The sequence below is a fragment of the Helicobacter sp. genome (assembly GCF_022511165.1).
In the GTDB taxonomy this organism is placed as follows: Bacteria; Campylobacterota; Campylobacteria; order Campylobacterales; family Helicobacteraceae; genus Helicobacter_C.
The window spans coordinates 1-19,022 of sequence record NZ_JAFLSB010000002.1 but is presented as its reverse complement, the minus strand read 5'-3'; the positions used below and the strand labels follow the sequence as shown (position 1 = coordinate 19,022).

Annotated in this window: 17 protein-coding genes; 4 read left to right on the top strand and 13 right to left on the bottom strand. The window is 38.9% G+C overall.

Annotated features, from left to right (window positions below):
* Positions 1-66 precede the first annotated feature (66 nt).
* Positions 67-453: a hypothetical protein gene (locus tag J1E28_RS00415; RefSeq protein WP_291025964.1), complete on the bottom strand. Its 387-nt coding sequence runs from the start codon at positions 451-453 to the stop codon at positions 67-69.
* A 181-nt stretch (positions 454-634) separates the two neighbouring features.
* Between J1E28_RS00415 and fabI the strand changes: the two genes are divergently transcribed.
* Positions 635-1,465, top strand: a complete 831-nt coding sequence (gene fabI, locus J1E28_RS00410) for an enoyl-ACP reductase FabI (RefSeq protein ID WP_291025963.1) — start codon at positions 635-637, stop codon at positions 1,463-1,465.
* Between the two features lie 98 nt (positions 1,466-1,563).
* Here fabI and J1E28_RS00405 read toward each other — a convergent pair whose 3' ends face one another.
* Positions 1,564-2,157, bottom strand: a complete 594-nt coding sequence (locus J1E28_RS00405) for a hypothetical protein (protein ID WP_291025962.1) — start codon at positions 2,155-2,157, stop codon at positions 1,564-1,566.
* Between the two features lie 273 nt (positions 2,158-2,430).
* Here J1E28_RS00405 and rimO point away from each other — a divergent pair, with 273 nt between their 5' ends.
* Together rimO and J1E28_RS00395 are read left to right on the top strand one after the other, a co-directional pair.
* The gene (rimO, locus tag J1E28_RS00400) at positions 2,431-3,804 is read left to right on the top strand and encodes a 30S ribosomal protein S12 methylthiotransferase RimO (RefSeq protein ID WP_291025961.1); all 1,374 of its coding nucleotides are present in this window, start codon (positions 2,431-2,433) and stop codon (positions 3,802-3,804) included.
* Positions 3,805-3,852: 48 nt separating this feature from the next.
* Positions 3,853-5,862: a methyl-accepting chemotaxis protein gene (locus J1E28_RS00395; protein WP_291025960.1), complete on the top strand. Its 2,010-nt coding sequence runs from the start codon at positions 3,853-3,855 to the stop codon at positions 5,860-5,862.
* 39 nt (positions 5,863-5,901) lie between these two features.
* Here the strand turns inward: J1E28_RS00395 and cysE are convergent, their stop codons facing one another.
* Both cysE and speA read right to left on the bottom strand, forming a co-directional pair.
* Positions 5,902-6,579: a serine O-acetyltransferase gene (gene cysE, locus J1E28_RS00390; RefSeq protein ID WP_291026019.1), complete on the bottom strand. Its 678-nt coding sequence runs from the start codon at positions 6,577-6,579 to the stop codon at positions 5,902-5,904.
* A 102-nt stretch (positions 6,580-6,681) separates the two neighbouring features.
* Positions 6,682-8,532, bottom strand: coding sequence for an arginine decarboxylase (gene speA / locus J1E28_RS00385; RefSeq protein ID WP_291025959.1), 1,851 nt, complete (start codon positions 8,530-8,532; stop codon positions 6,682-6,684).
* Positions 8,533-8,790: 258 nt separating this feature from the next.
* Here speA and ybeY point away from each other — a divergent pair, with 258 nt between their 5' ends.
* Positions 8,791-9,258, top strand: coding sequence for an rRNA maturation RNase YbeY (ybeY, locus tag J1E28_RS00380; RefSeq protein WP_291026018.1), 468 nt, complete (start codon positions 8,791-8,793; stop codon positions 9,256-9,258).
* 125 nt (positions 9,259-9,383) lie between these two features.
* Here ybeY and J1E28_RS00375 read toward each other — a convergent pair whose 3' ends face one another.
* The 9 genes from J1E28_RS00375 to J1E28_RS00335 form a co-directional block, all read right to left on the bottom strand.
* Positions 9,384-10,025 carry a TetR/AcrR family transcriptional regulator gene (locus J1E28_RS00375; protein WP_291025958.1) on the bottom strand — a complete coding sequence of 214 codons (642 nt, stop codon included), beginning with the start codon at positions 10,023-10,025 and terminating at the stop codon, positions 9,384-9,386.
* Positions 10,026-10,252: 227 nt separating this feature from the next.
* Positions 10,253-12,067, bottom strand: coding sequence for a DUF262 domain-containing protein (locus J1E28_RS00370; protein WP_291025957.1), 1,815 nt, complete (start codon positions 12,065-12,067; stop codon positions 10,253-10,255).
* Positions 12,068-12,232: 165 nt separating this feature from the next.
* Positions 12,233-12,643 carry a Holliday junction resolvase RuvX gene (gene ruvX, locus J1E28_RS00365; protein WP_291025956.1) on the bottom strand — a complete coding sequence of 137 codons (411 nt, stop codon included), beginning with the start codon at positions 12,641-12,643 and terminating at the stop codon, positions 12,233-12,235.
* Positions 12,644-13,007: 364 nt separating this feature from the next.
* A complete protein-coding gene (locus tag J1E28_RS00360; protein ID WP_291026017.1) occupies positions 13,008-13,829 on the bottom strand; it encodes a DNA-processing protein DprA in 822 nt (273 codons plus the stop codon).
* Complete coding sequence (locus tag J1E28_RS00355) at positions 13,829-14,875, bottom strand: divergent polysaccharide deacetylase family protein (protein WP_291025955.1); 1,047 nt, start codon at positions 14,873-14,875, stop codon at positions 13,829-13,831. The genes J1E28_RS00360 and J1E28_RS00355 overlap by 1 nt, the downstream gene beginning before the upstream one ends.
* Position 14,876: 1 nt before the next feature.
* A complete protein-coding gene (gene minE, locus J1E28_RS00350) occupies positions 14,877-15,119 on the bottom strand; it encodes a cell division topological specificity factor MinE (protein WP_291025954.1) in 243 nt (80 codons plus the stop codon).
* A complete protein-coding gene (minD, locus tag J1E28_RS00345) occupies positions 15,116-15,925 on the bottom strand; it encodes a septum site-determining protein MinD (protein WP_291025953.1) in 810 nt (269 codons plus the stop codon). The genes minE and minD overlap by 4 nt, the downstream gene beginning before the upstream one ends.
* 130 nt (positions 15,926-16,055) lie before the next feature.
* Complete coding sequence (locus tag J1E28_RS00340; protein ID WP_291025952.1) at positions 16,056-17,600, bottom strand: hypothetical protein; 1,545 nt, start codon at positions 17,598-17,600, stop codon at positions 16,056-16,058.
* A 10-nt stretch (positions 17,601-17,610) separates the two neighbouring features.
* On the bottom strand, positions 17,611-18,819 hold the full coding sequence (locus J1E28_RS00335; RefSeq protein WP_291025951.1) for an argininosuccinate synthase: 1,209 nt from the start codon (positions 18,817-18,819) through the stop codon (positions 17,611-17,613).
* Positions 18,820-19,022 lie beyond the last annotated feature (203 nt).

Below are 19,022 nucleotides of genomic sequence, written 5' to 3'. Positions count from 1 at the left end.
GGATATTTACAAGGTCTTTAAAGGTATTTAAAATCAGCGCGTTAAGACAAGCTTAACCTAGCCTTATTAAATACCAAGCTTTGACATACCAAGCGAAATAGAACAGCTTTTAATCGCAGCTTTTGCCTCTGGGCTTGTGATAATAAGCTTCTTGCCTACAGCTTTTGCTACATCGCCACCAAGTGTTGCCTTATCCGTTACATCACCGCCTAAAAAAAGCTTTTCATTTTCGTTAAGAGCAGCTACTATCTCGCTTGAAACGCAATCATTAAGCGAGCTAATATCATCTGGATTCTTAAGCACCTTGCCATAAGTTGTCTCAATAGGCTTTTGAAATATTTTTGCCACTTCGGCTTTTGCATTTGCCTCAATGTCTGCTTGTGGTGTAGGTTCAGTGCCAACACAACCCGCACAAAATAAAGCTACACAAACACCTAAACCTAATCTTTTCATACAAACTCCTTATTTAAATAATAGAATATACATTATCGCATTTATTGCTTAAAGTATCGCTAAAATTTCTATTATTAGATCTTTTACAAACACAAAATATAAGGGAGGCAAGGTTTTTGGGCGAGTTTTTAGCAAAAATATGTATAATACGCGCAATTTCACTATCTGCAAGGAGGTTGTTATGGCTGGGATTTTAGAGGGAAAAAAAGGGCTTATTGTAGGTGTGGCAAATAACCGCTCAATCGCCTATGGGATTGCTAAAGCGTGCAAAGAGCAAGGCGCACAACTTGCCTTTACTTTCCTTAATGAAGCCCTTGAAAAACGCGTGCGCCCTATTGCACAAGAGCTTGGCGCAAAAGATTATGTATATGAGCTTGATGTAAGCAAAGAAGAGCATTTTGATGCCCTTGCAAACTCACTCAAAAAAGATTTTGGCACATTCGATTTTCTCGTGCATTCTGTGGCTTTTGCTCCTAAAGATGCACTGGAGGGAGAGTTTATCCACACAAGCAAACAAGCCTTTCATACTGCTATGGAAATTTCTGTATATTCTCTTATTGAACTCTCACGCGCTATGCTTCCCCTACTCAACAAAAATGCAGCAATCCTCACACTCACGTATCTTGGTAGTGTGAAATATGTAACAAACTATAATGTAATGGGCGTGGCAAAAGCAGCCTTAGAATCAAGTGTGCGCTATCTTGCCTATGATTTAGGCAAGTGTGGCATTCGTGTAAATGCTATCTCGGCTGGTCCCATTAAAACACTCGCTGCAAGTGGCATTAGTGATTTTAATATTATGCTCAAATGGAATGAAGCAAATGCGCCCTTGCGCGAAAATGTAAGCATTGATCAAGTAGGTAATGCCGCGATGTATCTGCTAAGCCCTCTTGCAAGTGGTGTTACCGGAGAAGTGCATTATGTCGATGGAGGATATAATATTATGGGGATGTGTGCCACCGAGCAAGTCGATGGCAAGATTACACCGCGTTGGGATATTTTGCGCTCTTAAAAACATTGATTCTTATTTAAACAAATAACCGCTTTCCTGCGCTTAAGGGCGCATTGATTGCGAGAAAGAACGCTTTGCTATAAGACGCCTTTTTGCTCTTAAAAGCGCACATTGATTCTTGCATAGTAATCAAGTCGCCCGGGCAATGCTTGGCTTTCATCTGCCCCTAGAGTTTTAAAATTCTTACCGCTTACAGGGAAGCTTAATCGCCCCATTAGCTCAAGATTCACATTGTCTGTAAGTGCAAAGCCAAAGCCACCATTGACATTGATAGCTACGCCTTGTGCGCGAGAATCATTATGCTTAAGCAGCGCATAGCCGATACCGGGTCCGGCAAATGTATAAAATCGCGGGGTGAATCTATACCCCTCTTCTAGCATCACTCCATAGCTTTGATATATCGCTTTTGAGGCGAGATTAGGGATTTTTGCAGCACTTGCCTCCAAAAGAAAGCGTGTAAAAAGCTTTTGGCTTGTATTTGCCTCTACTCCTAGTGCCACAATACCGCTCAAACCGCCTTTGTAGGCATCTAAAGTATCGCCCATATTGCTCCACCTGACATTAGTATCGGCATTTTTAAGCCAACTCACTTGAGAGCCTGCCCCTCCACTCAATATAAAACGATATTTTGATTCCTCTGCTAACGCATAGGTTACGAAAATACAAGTGATAAAAACAAAAAGTTTTTTCATTATTCCTCCTTTTTTATGTAGGTTATAAGCTCATTAGCTTTGCAAACCAAAGCTTGATATAGGGAGCAGATAAAACATCCGCTCCGCTTAAAAATTATTATATCTTTTTATAAAAATAGACATTATTTTGATTATATTTGTATTTATAAATTCCATTATGTAACATAATAATTAACTTTTTTAACATACCCTTTTCTTAAGCCAAGTTTGCCTACAATTTTGCCTAATGTGCCTTTTTGCGCCCTATCACTGCGTATTATTAAAGGATAAATAATGCACTTTCAAGCAAAGCAAAGCCTCCACCTCATCTCACTTGGTTGCACGAAGAATCTTGTGGATTCTGAAGTGATGCTTGGGCGATTGCGCTCTTATACCCTTACGCCAGAGCTGCATAATGCAGATGTGATTATCATTAATACTTGCGGTTTTATAGAATCCGCCAAACAAGAGAGTATCCAAACAATCCTTGAAGCCTCGCATAATCGCAAAAAGGGCGCGCTCCTTGTCGTAAGTGGCTGCCTTGCGCAACGATATGCCAAAGAGCTTAAAAATGAAATACCAGAGATTGATATTATCACAGGTGTGAGCGATTATGATAAGATTGATATGATGATTAAAAATCTACGCTCTATTCAATCAAACAAAGTTTTTTTAGCTGATGAATCCCATAAGCGAGTGATTATTGGCTCTTCCTTTCACGCTTACATCAAGCTAAGCGAGGGCTGCAACCAACAATGTAGCTTTTGTGCAATCCCCTCTTTTAAGGGCAAACTCCACTCACGCACCCTTAACTCCACGCTCAAAGAGCTTACATATCTCTATGAGCAGGGCTTTAGGGATTTTAGCTTTATCGCGCAGGATTCAAGCTCATATATGCGTGATTTGGGACAAAAAGATGGCTTGATTATGCTGATTAATGCTATTGATAGCCTTAAACTTCCTATCAGTTGCAGAATCTTTTATCTCTATCCAAGCACGACTTCTTTTGCGCTCATAGAGGCTATCGCGAACTCACACAGCTTTTTACCCTATTTTGATATGCCCATTCAGCATATTGCAGATTCTATGCTTCAGTCAATGCGGCGCGGCGCAGATAAGGCAACACATTTAGCTCTCCTTAAAGCAATGCGTGAAGTGCCTCATAGCTTTATTCGCACAAGCTTTGTGATTGGACATCCCAATGAAGATGAAAAGGCTTTTGCGCAATTGCACGAGTTTGTAGAATCTTTTGTATTTGATAGGATTAATCTCTTTGCCTATTCTCCCCAAGAGCATACTCCAGCTTTCTCCCTACCTCACCCAAACACAAAAATTACCAATAAGCGCATCAATGCGCTAAATCATATCATTAAAGCCCAGCTCAAAGCCTCAAATCTCGCACTTGTAGGTAAAGAAGTTGATGTAATACTTGAGGGGCAAAGCGAATTGAGTGAGCATTTCTATAAAGCACGACTAAAGCTTTGGGGCAGGGATATTGATGGTGAGATTCTTGTCAATGAGAGTGAAATATGCGATGAGGCAGGAAATATAGTGCCTCTCAAAGAGGGCTATTATCGTGCTTTGCTTACTCAATACAAGCATCATTTTCTTTTTTGCACGATTCTTTGCACCAAAAATGATATTTATCAAATAAAAACAGCATTTTAAGGTAAAATTCATCCTTACTACTACGCATCCAATTTAAGGAGGAAGCCAATGACTTCTCTACTTCGTAATTTAAACATTAAAACACAGATTCTTGTCTCTCTTGGTGTCCCTCTTATTGCGCTTGTTTGCTTTCTTTTTTCACAACTCTCTCAAATCTATACTTCTATCAATCAAGCTCAAATGCTAGGGAATCAAATCTCTATATCCGAGCAAGCCTCAAAGCTTATACACGAGATGCAAAAGGAGCGCGGATTAAGCGCAGGATTTCTTGGAAGTAAGGGGGCTAAGTTTGCCAATGAACTCAAAGAGCAGCGATTGCTCACTGATAAAGAGCATAAAGCCTTGCGTGATGTAGTAGCGCAATATACTGATTTAGATTCAAGTTTCACTTCTGCTTTGGAGCAGGGTTTGCAAAATGTAGCAAAAATCACGCAGACAAGGCAAGATGCTGATGCGTATGTGAATGCTCAGGCCAACATACAACCCGCGCAAGTCGTGGGATACTACACAAACACGATTGCCTTTTTGCTCGATAGTGTTTTAGAATCTACAAAAATTATTGATAATGCCATTTTGGCTAAGGCTATGGTGGCTTATACAAGCTTTCTTTATGCCAAAGAACGTGCAGGATTAGAACGTGCCACAGTCAATGGTATCTTTGCTGCTAATGTAGCGCCAAATAATGTAAGTTATAATAAAGCCATCTCCCTTGTTGCAGAGCAAGAGGCATTTTTAAAGATTTTTCTCTCCCTCGCCTCACAAACAAGCTTTGATTTTTATCATAATGCCATTAAAGATGAGAGTTTTGCTGAAGTAGAAAAAATGCGCGATGTCCTCATTGAGAAGCGAAATACCGGGGATTTTGGTGTTGATGCGAAGCTATGGTTTGATACAATTACACAAAAAATCAATGTGCTTAAAAATGTTGAGGATTTCATCACAGCCCATTTTAATGAATTTATAGATGAAGTCGTGCAATCTTTGCAAAATAGCTTTAAAACCCTGCTTATTATCTCTGCTCTTGTTCTCCTCTTTACAATGATCTTTAGCACTATTGTAGTCAAAAATATTCTCACTCGTTTAGAAAATGTAAATCGCAAACTTGCCCATATCACGCAAAATAAAGATTTGACAGAACAAGTAAAACTCCTAGCAAATGATGAAATCTCCAAAATGGCGCGCTCTATAAATGCCTTTATTACTTATATACACAATGCATTCTTGGAAGTAATGAAGCTTATTAAAAATAATCTCTCTATCACGCAAAAGCTTGTAGAGACAACTTCCTCTCTTGATAGCAATACTAAAAATATTGCTAGAATCTCCCAAGATAATACCGAGCTTGGTGAAAAGAGCGTAGATATTATAGAGCAGAATATTACGCTTTCAAATGCCACAAAAGAATCCTTAGACAATGTACTAAAAACAACGCAACATACTGAATCTTTAATCAACTCCATTAATGAATCCATTGCCCAAAGCGCACACAAAGAAGATGAGAATATGCAAAAGATTCTCTCTCTTGTTGATGAAGCAAAAAATATCCAAAGTGTGCTTACCACTATCACTGACATCGCTGACCAAACCAATCTCCTAGCCTTAAATGCTGCTATTGAGGCTGCGCGTGCAGGAGAGCACGGACGAGGGTTTGCAGTGGTGGCTGATGAAGTGCGGAAATTAGCAGAGCGCACACAACATTCTATAACCGAGACAAGCGGGATTACCCAATCTATCTTGCAATCCATAGATGAGGTTTCTAGCGATATGGAAAATAGCGTCAAGTCGATGAATCATCTCACACAACAAGGCGAAATGATGTGTGACAACATAAAAACTCTGTTTGCACTCGTGCAAGAGGCTATGCAAAAATCTTTGCAGGGCTTAGAGGGCGCGCAAAAAGTAAATGAAAATACCTCTATGATTGTAGATAATGGGCTAAAAATCGCTTCTTGTGTAAGTGAGATTGTAAAAATTAATGAAAATATGCAAAATAACTCACACGCACTTGGTGATCAAAGCAAAGCCCTTGATGAGATGATAAGCACCTTTAAGATATAGTTAGCAATGCCACTTGCTACATTACCAAAATGTTCAAACTTACCTTTTAAGGGATTCTAAAAAGTTTGCATAAAGCTCATTAAGCTCCTCTAGCTCTTTTGAATGAGCGCATTCTGCATTTGTTTCAAGAATCTGCAAGCGTTTAAAGAGATACTCAAATAGCACTCTATCAATATCAGGGAGCTTATTGAGCGCATTTGCTCCTTGCGCGCGTCCTTTGACAATCACACGCGCAGGGATTCCCACCGCCGTGCATTCTGGCGGCACATCTTTAATTACCACAGAATTTGCACCTATTTTAGCATTCGCACCCACGCGTATATTGCCTAAAATCTTTGCTCCCGCACCAATGACTACACCATCTTCGATTGTGGGGTGGCGCTTGACTTTATTAAGGCTTGTGCCTCCTAATGTTACGCCTTGATAAATCATCACATCATTACCCACTTCTGCTGTCTCGCCAATGACTACACCTGTGGCGTGGTCGATAAAAACGCGCCTGCCAATATGCGCAGCTGGGTGAATATCTACATTTGTGATAAATCCTGTAAGCCCCATTAAAATACGCGCTATAACTTTGAATCCTGCCTTATGAATACGATGAGCAATACGATAATGCACAAGCGCAATCAACCCGGGATAATTAAAAAAAAGCTCAATGCTCTTATTTATCGCAGGATCTTTTTGCTTAATAATGCAAAAATCCTCCTTAATCATCTGCCACAATCCTATTTTTTTTGTGGCATTGATGTTTGGCGGGGTAGATTCTTCTTGTGTTGGCTCTGTATGCTCTAGGGGAATGTGTGTGTGCTTCACCCTTTAGTCTCCTTTAGTTGCGATTGTGCGCAAATAGCCATTTTCACTAAGCATCACATAAAGCCTGCCAAGCATTTCTTTCTTACCCTCACTATCAAGGTTTTGATTATCCTCAATATGCTGCTTTAAGCGTCGCTCAATGTCTTTAGTATCATAATCCAAATCATCAAGCACATCTAAAATCGTTTGCGCCTCAATGAGATTTGTAAGCTCATAGCCCTTATTCAAATCATCATCAAATTCTACGCTAAATTCTGTGGGGTGCGTGAAGAGATTGTGGCGCATACCAAGCACCTCTTGATACGCGCCTACAAGAAAGAATCCCAAGAAGTATTCTTCTTTGGTTACATCAACATCGTGTAAAAAAAGCGGCTGTGTCGCCTTAAAAGCAATCTCGCCATCAGAATCACAAGTAATATCCCATAAACTCGCGCTTCGATTAGGGCGGCGATTCAGCCTATCAAGTGGCATCACAGGGAAACTCTGCCCCAAGCCCCAATAATCAGGCAAACTTTGAAAAAAACTGCAGTTGAGCAAATATCGCTCCTGCACCTGCTCTTGAATCTGCAAAATCTCATTGAAGTTTTTATGCTTTAAAAGCTTAATCACTTTTTTGATGATAAGATGCACAAGCACTTCGGTATTTGAGCGATCTTGCAAGTCAATATAGCCCAAATCAAAAAGTGTGAGCAGAGATTCCATATGATCAAGGCTATCGTGGAGGTATTCAATCGCATTTTTCTCCACCACGCTATTATAAAGATCAAAAAGCTCCTCAACAAGCGGGGGATTTTTATCTTTGAGCTTAAGGGCTTTTTCATCATATTCGTGTGAAAAAAGTTCAAGCACAGGAGCGATAAGCACTGCGTGGCTTGCAGCAATAAAGCGTCCAGATTCTATAAAAATATCAGGTTCGGGTTCTTTTTTATTTTTAGCAATATCACGCAAAGAAAACACAATATCACCACTAAACTCACTCAATGTATAATTACGATTATTTGCGCCCTCGTGCTGTGTATATTCTACTGCTAAACCGCCACCGATATTCACACATTTTAAATTTTTTGCGCCTTTTTTGCGTAGCTCTGCATAGATGTTTCCTGCTTCTCTAATAGCTCTTTTGAGTGGTGAAATATCGCTAATTTGACTCCCAATATGAAAATGAATCATTGTAAATTGATGCAAAAGCTGCTCTTTTTCAAGCATATCAATTGCTTCTAAAAGCTCTGTGCTTGTAAGCCCAAACTTTGAGTTAATCCCCCCACTTTTTGCCCATATCCCCGTGCCTGTGCTGTGAAGGCGGATTCTTAATCCAATATTTGGATAAGGCTCACCCAATTCTTTTGCTACCTCAATAATTGTTTCTAACTCATTTAAACCCTCAATGGTAAGGGTAATATCGTGTCCCATATTTGCCGCACTAAAGCCAAGCGAAATCATCTCTTTATCTTTAAAACCATTCACGGTTATGGGCGCATTTTTATTTGTATAAGCCATAGCTAAAATGAGTTCGGATTTGCTCCCTGCTTCCAAACCATAGCATTTATCTATGCTTTGCTCCACAAGAGGGAGGACAAAATTAGGCATTTGATTGACTTTTAGAGGAAAAACCGCTTTGAATCTGCCCTTGTAAGAATACTCTTTAATCGCCTCTTCAAAAGATTGAAACATTTCATCAACTTGCTTTTTTATTAAATGCGGAAAACGCAAAAGCAATGGTCCTTTATACCCTCTCTCTCGCACATCTTGCACAATATCAATTAACGCTGGTTTGTGCTTGTAATTTACCTTTACCTTGCCATCGGCGATGATAAAATCATTATTGCTCCAAAAATTAATGCCATAATCTACCATAAGTTCCGCCTTGCTCTATGCTAAAAAGTGCATTATATCACTTTAATAGCACTTTGTGGCTATACTTACAAAAAACTATTTACCCTTGGAGCATCAATGCACAATCACTCTTATAAAGCCAAAAATGATTCACATCAAAAAAATCCAAATGCTGTATCTCCCACAACCCCTCCTAGCCCTCAAAAAACAATGCCCACACTTGATATACCCCAAGAAAGTCTTATACATTTAGACTTTTTAAATGAACTTCTAGGGCGCATAGAGCATTTGGGTATTTTTACACACAATCTTTCAGCTTTTGTGCTTGAAGTCATTGCCCTTGATAGCACATCTATGCGTGAGCTAAATCTTGCTCATCGTGGCAAAGATAGCACCACTGATGTGCTTAGCTTCCCTTTGTGCTACGATATGTATGGGGAGATATGGGGCGCAGATGAAGCAGAAATGCAAGGAAAAAAGGTAGAAAATAAACATTTAGATATGGATTCTTCCCCGCTAGATATGCCTCTAGGGAGCATAGTGATAAACTATGAGCTTGCCTCGCAGGTGGCAAAAAAGCTAGGGCATAGCACACAAGAAGAAATGAGCCTGCTTTTCATACACGGCTTTTTGCATATTTTGGGCTATGACCACGAAAGAGATAATGGTGAACAAAGAGCCATAGAGCAAGAGATAATAGAATCTTTAGGACTAGGAAAGAGCCTTATTATAAGAGCAGAGCAGTAGATTCTCAAAATACATTATACTTGCCTTGCCTATAAAGGCATTAAAGCAGAGAGTGAGCTACTTTAATGCTTAAAGATTCTAAAAATTCTTTGTTGATAGAGGAGCTTTAAGAAAGCGCATAAACTCTAGCGCATCATTTCTTGCCAAAGCTTAAGGAGCGTAGCACTTACTTCTTCATCAATCACACTTAGCCCCACACCCTCACACATCATACGTATATGACGCACTTTATGAATATAGTCATTTTGATTAAGTGGATAAAAACTATAATGAATCCACACATACACCGCCCAAAAAAGCATCTCGCTTGCTGCCTTTGGGTAGGCGACATTGAGCGAGCCATCAGCATTCCCCTCCTCTATGAGAGATTCTAAAATAGGGCAGATGTGATTATGTTTAAGGCGATGGGCAAGGACACGAGATGAACTAAAAAACATATAAGAATCACGCATAAGCTCCCTGTGCTTAAAATAATGCTCCACATACTGCATAATAATTGCCTTAATCTTATCTCTGCCATTATGCGAAGAATGCTGTATCTCCCAAATAGCCTTAGATTCTTGCTCATATTGTGCTAAGATCGCTTCCAAAATATCATCTTTATTGTTAAAGTGATGATAAATCGCACCCTTGCTTAGCCCAAAAGTCGCCAATTTATCAATAATATCTTGTATTTTTACATTTGCAAAGCCGTGCGTGTTGAAAAGCTTTAAAGAGATATCAAGGATTTTTTGTATCGTTTTTTTAGCTGTCTTACTTCGTGGCATAAGATTCCTTAAAATAAAAAACATCTTAACATACAAAAGACAAACAAAAGTATGTTTATGGCTAATAAATACCCTAAAATAAGTGTTTTTATAGAATCTATATATAGCTTAATATAAAAACTTTAAACTTCACATCGTTTTTGATGTATATTTTGACAATGTTTATTATCAATTGTCTTGGTAATTGAGATGTGAAGTTTAAAAAGGACTATTTTAATTGTGAAATTCTATAAGAAATCTTTGAAAAATGTGTTTTTGAGCCATTTTTTTGTAGCATTATTGCAATCTATTATGAATTGTCTATTTACTTTGCTTGGGTCAAAGCTTTGCACAAATGGCAATGCGGATTTGCTATAGGCTTCTTCTTTGGTCGTATTGCTATTGTTTGAAGCCTCGCTGTTGTATCTTTTTTCTAAAGAAAGCAAATTGCCATAAGTGTTAATAGACTTTTTCAAATCCTCTATATTGTCAAAGCCTCTTTCTTTGATAAGTGCCATAGCTACAGCTACTTGCTCCTTGTCTTGTGCATTATCTAAAACACTTTGAGAGATAATATGCTCTATTGTTTGAGCAAGCTGCCTCCCCTCTCTGCCTTCCTCATTTTGTAAAAGCTTGTTTAAATGTCCAATATCAAGAGGTTGTTTCCACCTAGATTCATTATATTCGATAAAAAGATAATGAAAGATTTTTTTATGCGTTTGGTTGAAGGTATCATCTACAAAGCTATCAATTTTGCTTTCTAACGCGTATTTGCTCTCTTTACATTCTTTATAGATTCTCTCTTTTAGCTCCACGATATTGCCATTTTTGTAGCTATGTATAAAATCATAGGGTATTTTTAATTTCCCGTTGAGCTTTGTCAAAACACAATCAGCTTTTGTAAAAAGCGTAATCATCTCATCATCAAGCTTATTATCAAGCTTTAAACGCACAAAAGTGTTGTAATACATTGGATTAATATTTTCAATGATGAGTGCCTTAAACATCGCCACATCCCCATCGATACTATTAAGCATATCACGCACTGCTTTGAAAAATCGCTTTAAGTCCTCGCTATAATCCTCTAAAAACGCCCTTAGATTCTCTTTGTTTATGCTCTTTATATTATTTTTTAGCTCAATATAATGCTTTTCTGCAGATTCTTTATATAAGCCTAGATTCTTATTCATAGCTGCAAAAACCTTACTTGCAAGATGATAGCGAAATATATCGCGCTCAATATCATCAATCTCATTTGATTGTGTAGCAAAGATTGCAGAACGATAGCGATGAGAAAAAATCTCCATAGAAAAAGCAAAAATCTCACCAAAGCGTTCATTAATCCTAGAATCAAGCTCCTTATCAGCACAAAAACGATTAGAATAATAAATGAGCAAAGATTTAAGCTTATCTAAAAGGCGCAATGGCACACCCCTATCATTCACACTTTGAAATGTGCGTATGGCTGCTCCTGCGTCTTTTTCTCTAAAGCATATAAGCCTCATAGACAAAAGCGATTCAAAATACTGCTTTGCCCCTTGCTCATCAAAATCTTTGACTTTGCCCAATAAAGTTTTAAATACCTCATAATAATTTTTCTGTCCTTGCGTGTGTGGCTTTAAACCTATTTTTTCTAATTCTTTTTCACTTGGGAGGTGGGGGTTTTTGGCATATTTGAGAATCTCTTTAAAAAAGTTTTGATTATTTGAGGCAACTTGTAGTTTGCATTCTCCATTATTATATAAAATATTTTTTCCATAATTTTCTCGTGTGTCTGTACTTAATCGCTCCCATAATGCAATAAGTATCATAAAAAGAGTACTTAATCTCTGTTGTCCATCGATAATATCAGCCTCATTTTGACCTTTACTCGCAATAACAATCGTGCCTAGAAAATGTCCTCCATTTTCTGGATTTTGAGCTTTTGCTTCTATGTTTTCCTCCAAATCCTCCCATAATTCATTGAGATTCCTCTCTCCCCACGCATAGTCTCTTTGATATTGAGGGATTGAGAAGTTTTCATAATCTTGTAGAAAGCTTCTCAATGTACCTTTGCCATCCATTTTCTCTCCTTTGTGATTTTGCATTAAGGGTGGTTTATGCCCCCCACTTAAATTTACTTAAATCAAGGCTTTTTTTGCGCCCTATTTGCAGAAGCTTTTTGTGAAATCAAAATGAAGTATACCTATGAAGTTCAAATCAAAGAAAAAGAAGCTTAGTGCAAAAACTTAAGAGCGCAATGTCTGCACATACCTTTCAAGTATAAGTGAGGCACTAAGGGAATCAAGCCTGCCATCTTTTTGTGCCTTGGCACGATTTTGCCTTTTCATATAGCCAAGAGATTCTAAAGCCTCATTGCTTGTATAGTCCTCATCAATAAACACAACTTCCCCGCTAAAGGCTAAAAGCGAGATAAAATGCTTGATTCTGCGCTGTGTATCTTCATATCCTGCTACCCCTCCATTTGGTAAGCCCACAATCAACCTCTCTATCTCGCGCTCACTCAAAAGGCGAGTAAGCTCTTTTGCTGCTTGATTGCGATTATGGCGCAAGATTGGCGAAAGTGGCAAGATAATGCCCTCTTTATACACGGCTAAGCCTATGCGCTTAAGCCCTACATCACACGCAAGAATATTCATTTTTGCTCTTCTTTGCCTTAGATTCTTAATTTTTGCTAGAGTAAATTGCATTATAACACTAAAATCCAAAGCAATAAATAGGGACAAAAAGTGTGAAAAACTAATTTTTATAATGAAACTTTTTATATTTCTACAAGGGAGAGGGGCTTGAATGCGCAAGTGTGGATTGGTGCTTTGCACAAATGCAAAAGTCGCTCCCCTTATCCCACTCGCAAGATTTCCACCCACCTCCCAAATCCCTGCAACGCTTTTAAGGCATTGTAGCTTTTAGCATATCATTAAATTCTTGATGCAATAAAGGACATACCTTGTTATTGCAATAAGATTCTTTATTTAGAATCTACATTCTCCGCCCACGCAAACTTTAAGCCAAACGAATAATGCCAGATTCTCGAATGAGTTTCCCCATAAGCTCATATTCATAAAGAATTTCCCCAAATCGCGCATAGGCTTCCTCAAAGCGAGGATTTTTTGCACAAAAGCTCAAAACCTCATCATTTGTGCCTATATCTTCATTATAAGAATCTCCAAAAATGGATTCTATAAAAGCAGAAATATCATAAATCGCCTGTGCTTTACCCTCTGCAAGAAGTTTATTTGTCCCCTCACTCTCGCCTATGCGATGAGGTAGCACAAAAAGAGGCTTAGCGGTTGTAAGCGCGAATCTTGCACTCTGCATCGAGCCACTTTGTAAATCCGCTTGAGGGATAATCACATAATCGCTTAAGCCCACAACAAGGCGATTGCGCTCTAAAAAACTAAAGCGATGAGGCATATAGCCTTTTTGATATTCGCTCATCACTAAAGCCTCTTTCATCATTTTCTCAATCATCTTAGCATTGCTCTTGGGGTAGCTTATCTCAAGACTTGCAGGAGAGAACATTATCGTGCGTGGAAAAGCGTGAGTATGAGCGATAATATCAACTCCCAAAGCCCCGCCACTTACCACCACGCCATTATGTTTAGCAATCTGTGCGCTTAAAGTAGCCACAAAGGATTTAGTGTAGGGATTGGGTTTGCGTGTGCCAACAATGGCAATCTTAGGTTTTGCACACAAAAGCTCATTAAATCTCTCCCTATCCCCGCGATAAAAGAGTTTTGAAGGAGGTTTAGATAAAGAACGCAGGGCTTTGGGCAAATCTTCATAAGCTAACTCTTTTATCACAGAATCAAGGCTATCTTGCATCATTGAGATGTAAATGGAGTGCGCACATAACGCGCACTCTTATAGCTTATAAGATAAGATTCTAATTCTGCTGGATTTACAAGCTCAACATTATTTTGCAAATCATCTCTCATCTGCGATAATGCCTTAAAAGTGGCGACATTAGGGTGGCAAATCGCAATAGCATAGCCCTTATCTCGTGCCTTTATGATGAGTGAGCGAATTTGATTTTTAATATAAGCGACATTTGTTTCATTATCCAAAAACACATCGCGTGCCATTATAAGTCTGCCTTGCTCTGTAGCTATACGCTCACTCACAGGACGACTTGTTGTAATGCTATCAATAAATTTTAATTCAAGCTCATCAAATACACTAAGGAGATTGTGCATATCCTCATAGCTTTGAGTAAATTTGCTTCCTGTGTGATTATTAAGATATACAAGATGAGGAAAATCTGCCTTAATACTTGCTAATTGCACCTTAATTGCCTCTTTGTGTGTGCCAACTTTAAGGGGCGTGAGTTCGCTTTGTATAAAATTTTGAGCCTCAAGCGGCAGATGCACCATAAAAGCCTTGTCTTTTTTGCTTAAATACGCTGCAATATCTGGGGTTGTGGGATTATGCTTGGTTTTGGGAAAAATTGAGGGTGTAATATTGAGTTGCAATTTTTCTATTTTTTTGACTTGTGAGAGTGTGGAAAGGTCATCCATTATAAGAAGCACCTTTGGCTTCTCTGTGCCATAGAGAGGGGTGGGATTTTTGAGGCGAGATTCTATAAGAGCATTAGAATCTGTATCTTTTTTTGTATATATCTTTTTATTTGATTCTTGTGTGCTTTTATCCTCTTGTGTAAGCTCTTTGGTATCAGTGCTATAAGGCTCTTTGCGCGATTGCAAATCAATAAAATTATCATTATGTAAATAAGAGAAAAACTTGCTTAAGCCATATATTAAAAGGGGCTGGGCTACCTTTGGCTTTTGGCTAGACTGCGTGGATTCAAGCTCAAAAATAGCATCTGCCCTTACAAAGCACATAATAAGCGATACGCACAGCAAAAGGCGCAACTTATCGCTCCCCTAATTCAATTTGCACTTCAAGTATATTGATATTTTGGTTACTATTGGCACTAAAATGGATATTGCTTGTTTTGGTATATTTCTGCACAACTTGCAAAATCTCTTTTTGCATCTCTTCAAGGTAGGGGATATTAGCACTGCGCTCGTGCGCTAAAACAATGCTCAAACGCTCTTTTGCTGCTAAAGCACTTTTTTGTGAGGGTTTTTGCAAGATATTACTTAAAAAACTCATTTAAAAATCCTTTTTATCGCCCCCATAACACCCTCTTCTTCTAAAGCTACAAATTCCACTTCCTCGCCTAGAATCCTCCTTGCAATACGCATATATGCCTTTGCGCTCGGGGATTGTGTATAAATAACAGGCTCGCCTGTATTTGTTGCACTCACAATTTTGCTATCTTCAGGAATAAGCCCGATAAGAGGCAATGCAAGAATCCCCAAAACATCATCGACAGAGAGCATTTCACCTTTTTTTATTAAATCCGGCTTAATGCGATTGATGATGATATGCTTTTGCACCTCCTGTCCATTTTGTGCCTTTAAAGATTTTGCATCAATAATGCCTATTACCCTATCACTATCACGCACGGAGCTTACTTCTGGGGTAACAACAATAAGCGCCCTATCCGCATAGAGTATGGCGTGTTCAAACCCACTTTCAATCCCTGCTGGTGAATCTATAAGAATATAATCAAAATTTTCCCGCAACCCCTCAATGAGCTTGCCCACTTTTTGCTTATCAAGAATTGTTTTATCTTTTGTCTGTGAGGCAGGGAGAAAATAGAGATTTTTTGTCTTTTTATGATTGATAAGAGCTTGGGAGAGGTTGCATTTGCCCTCCATTACATCAATTACATCATATACGATACGATTTTCTAGCCCAAGGAGCATATCAAGGTTACGCAACCCAATATCAAAATCCACCGCCACAACTTTTTTATCTGCTAATTGTGTAGCCAAGCCCACACTCAAATTTGCCGCCGCCGTAGATTTACCCACACCTCCTTTGCCTGAAGTGATTGTAATAACTTGCGCCATATCGCTCCCCTAAAATGAAAACTTACTTTAATCAATTCATCAAAAATAAAAAACATATTGTATAATGCCAAACTTACAATGCGCTTTAACTCTTTTTTATACATTTAACTCAAGTTATCTATGATAAAAACTATTTTAGTTTTTGCGCCAAGGCATTATAGGCATTACACGCTACTTTTAGCCCACCATCGCAAGATTTTTTGTAGTATTTCAATGCCTGTGTATTATCGCGTTTTATATCTAGGGCATTTTCATACAAATCCCCCGCGTTTAAACACGCTGCATTTGCAATATTTTTGGCATTATCTTCACATTTATAGAAATATTGCTGTTGCTCACTAAAATTCTCCATTACCCTACACGCTTTTTTTGCATCAGTCTCACACGCATACACAATATGCTCCAAAGCCTTTTTGCCACTCTTAAGCACACCGCCCAAGCCCTGCAATTCCCATAAACCTAATTGATAGCACGAATATGTATCTTTGAGTGCGCAGCCTTTCTCAAGTAGCATTCGCGCTTTTGTGATATTTTTGTTTGCACCACCAAAGCCGTGATAATAATACGATGACAAATTCCCGCACGCTATGCCTAAGCCCTTTTCACAATCGCGTTGATTTGTTAAAGCTGTCTCATCAAGTTGTTCATCATCTTTATATTGTGCTAAAAGCTTAAGATTCTCACAGCCCACCCTAAAGCCCTTTTCACACGCGCTTTGGGCGTATTTTTTTGCTAAAGCAATATCTTGCTCTACGCCTTGAGCATTCTCATATAAAAGCGAAAGATTGTAGCAGCCTCCTCCATCTCCACCCTCACAGGATTTGGCATAATATTTTTTTGCGCGTGTAAAATCTGTGTAAGCAAATTTATAGCTAGTGCCAAGCACCCGTGCGCCAAAAGCCGAGCCTAAATCAGTCGCCTTTTGCGCATAAGTGTGCAAAAGCTCTCTCTTATTTTGTGGAATAGATTCAAAATTACCTAGCCAAATCTCATTTATAGCCACCTCACACGCCTCTTTGCGCTCATTTGGGCTAAGCGCATTTGCGATGCAGGCTCTACCATAGGGAGATTCACGATTGAGCGGAGGGAGAGGCTCTTTGCTACTTTTTTTGATATGTTCGATATAGTCCCACTCCACAAGCCCATTCTCAAGATTGATAATGCTAAAAATAAAATGATAGGTAATAATATTGAATTTACCCTGTGTGCTAATATCATTGCTTATACGCGCACTTAGAGCATATTTTGGTGCAATCAATGCGCCTTTTGGAATCATATCAGCAAATTCCTTGTTATTGCGCAAAGCACGGATTCTATCAAGGCTTGGATCAGCATCAAAAGCATTACTCGCTAATGCCCCAGAGAGCGCAAATTGCTTTGATTGAAGCATCTGCGTCATAAACTCACGCGCCAAAAGCGTAATATCTATATCAAAATCACTCATATTATTAAAATCTGAAATCATAAAAACTTTTTTGCTTTTCTTAGAACCTTTCATAAAAGTAGAAACCTCTAAATTCGCATAGCCTAAATTTACCACTTGTGAAATATCGCTGTGGCTCAGTATAAAAGCCTCTTGCGCTATACAAACACCCCAAAACATACACCATACGCAAAAAATGCGGTTGATATGAAAAATTTTTACTCTTAGGGCTTGTAGAATCTGCTTTATCACTCTTAAATCTCTACTTACGTGTTTTACCTGCTATGATAAAACGTAGAGCATTGAGTTTGATAAATCCGGCGGCATCTTTTTGATTATATACAGAATCTTCCTCAAAGGTGCTATATGCGGCATTAAAGAGGGAATGCGGAGATTCTCTCCCTATCACAATCACATTGCCCTTATAAAGCTTAAGACGCACCACGCCACTTACTCTCTGCTGTGTTGTGTTAATTAATGCCTGTAATGCCTCTCTTTCTGGGCTAAACCAATAGCCATTATAAATAAGCTCTGCATATTTTGGCATTATAGAATCTTTTAAATGCGCCTCTTCTCTGTCAAGGCAGAGGGATTCTATGGCACGATGAGCTTTAAGATAAATCGTGCCACCGGGCGTTTCATAGCAACCCCGAGATTTCATACCCACATAACGATTTTCTACCAAATCAAGTCGCCCAATGCCGTGCTTACAGCCAAGTGCATTAAGCCTTGCCCAAAATGCTGCGGGGCTTAGCCTCTCTCCATTTATGGCTACTCCATCGCCTTTTTCAAAGTGAATACTTATAGATTCTGGCATATCGGGAGCATTTAAGGGAGAGACGCTCCAACGCCACATATCTTCTTCTGGCTCGGTATTTGGATTTTCTAGAATCTGCCCCTCATAGCTGATGTGAAGCAAGTTTGCGTCCATCGAATAAGGCGATTTATTTTGTTTTTTCTCAATCATAATCCCCGCAGATTCTGCATAAGAAAGAAGTTTTTCGCGGCTATTTAAATCCCATTCTCTCCAAGGCGCGATTACTTTAATATCTGGATTAAGCGCATAAGCCCCTAGCTCGAATCGCACTTGATCATTTCCTTTGCCTGTTGCACCGTGCGCAATAGCATCAGCACCAACATTTTTGGCAATTTCTACAAGTCTTTTAGCAATAAGTGGGCGCGCAATAGAAGTGCCAAGCAAATATTCACCCTCATAAATGGTGTTTGCGCGAAACATAGGGAAAACAAAATCGCGGATAAATTCCTCTTTTAAATCCTCGATAAAAATATTTTCTGGCTTTATCCCAAGCTTGAGGGCTTTTTCTCGTGCGGGCTCTACCTCCTCTCCCTGCCCAATATCCGCAGTAAAAGTAACCACCTCGCAATGATAATTATCCCCCAACCACTTTAAAATCACACTCGTATCAAGTCCGCCGCTGTATGCTAAAACAACTTTTTTAATCGCTGCCATTCTTGCTTCCTTTATTTTAGAATCTTCATTGAAGGAGGCATTATAATCAAAAATGCCTAAAACTGCTTAAAATCCTTAGAGATTCTCTCTTTGAATAAATGTTATTCTATGCTCTTGGTTTATTTTTAATATTTTCTATAAGGGGAGGGTTTGAATGTGCAAATGTGTATTGACATTACGCACAAAATGCACTCGGCTTGGTA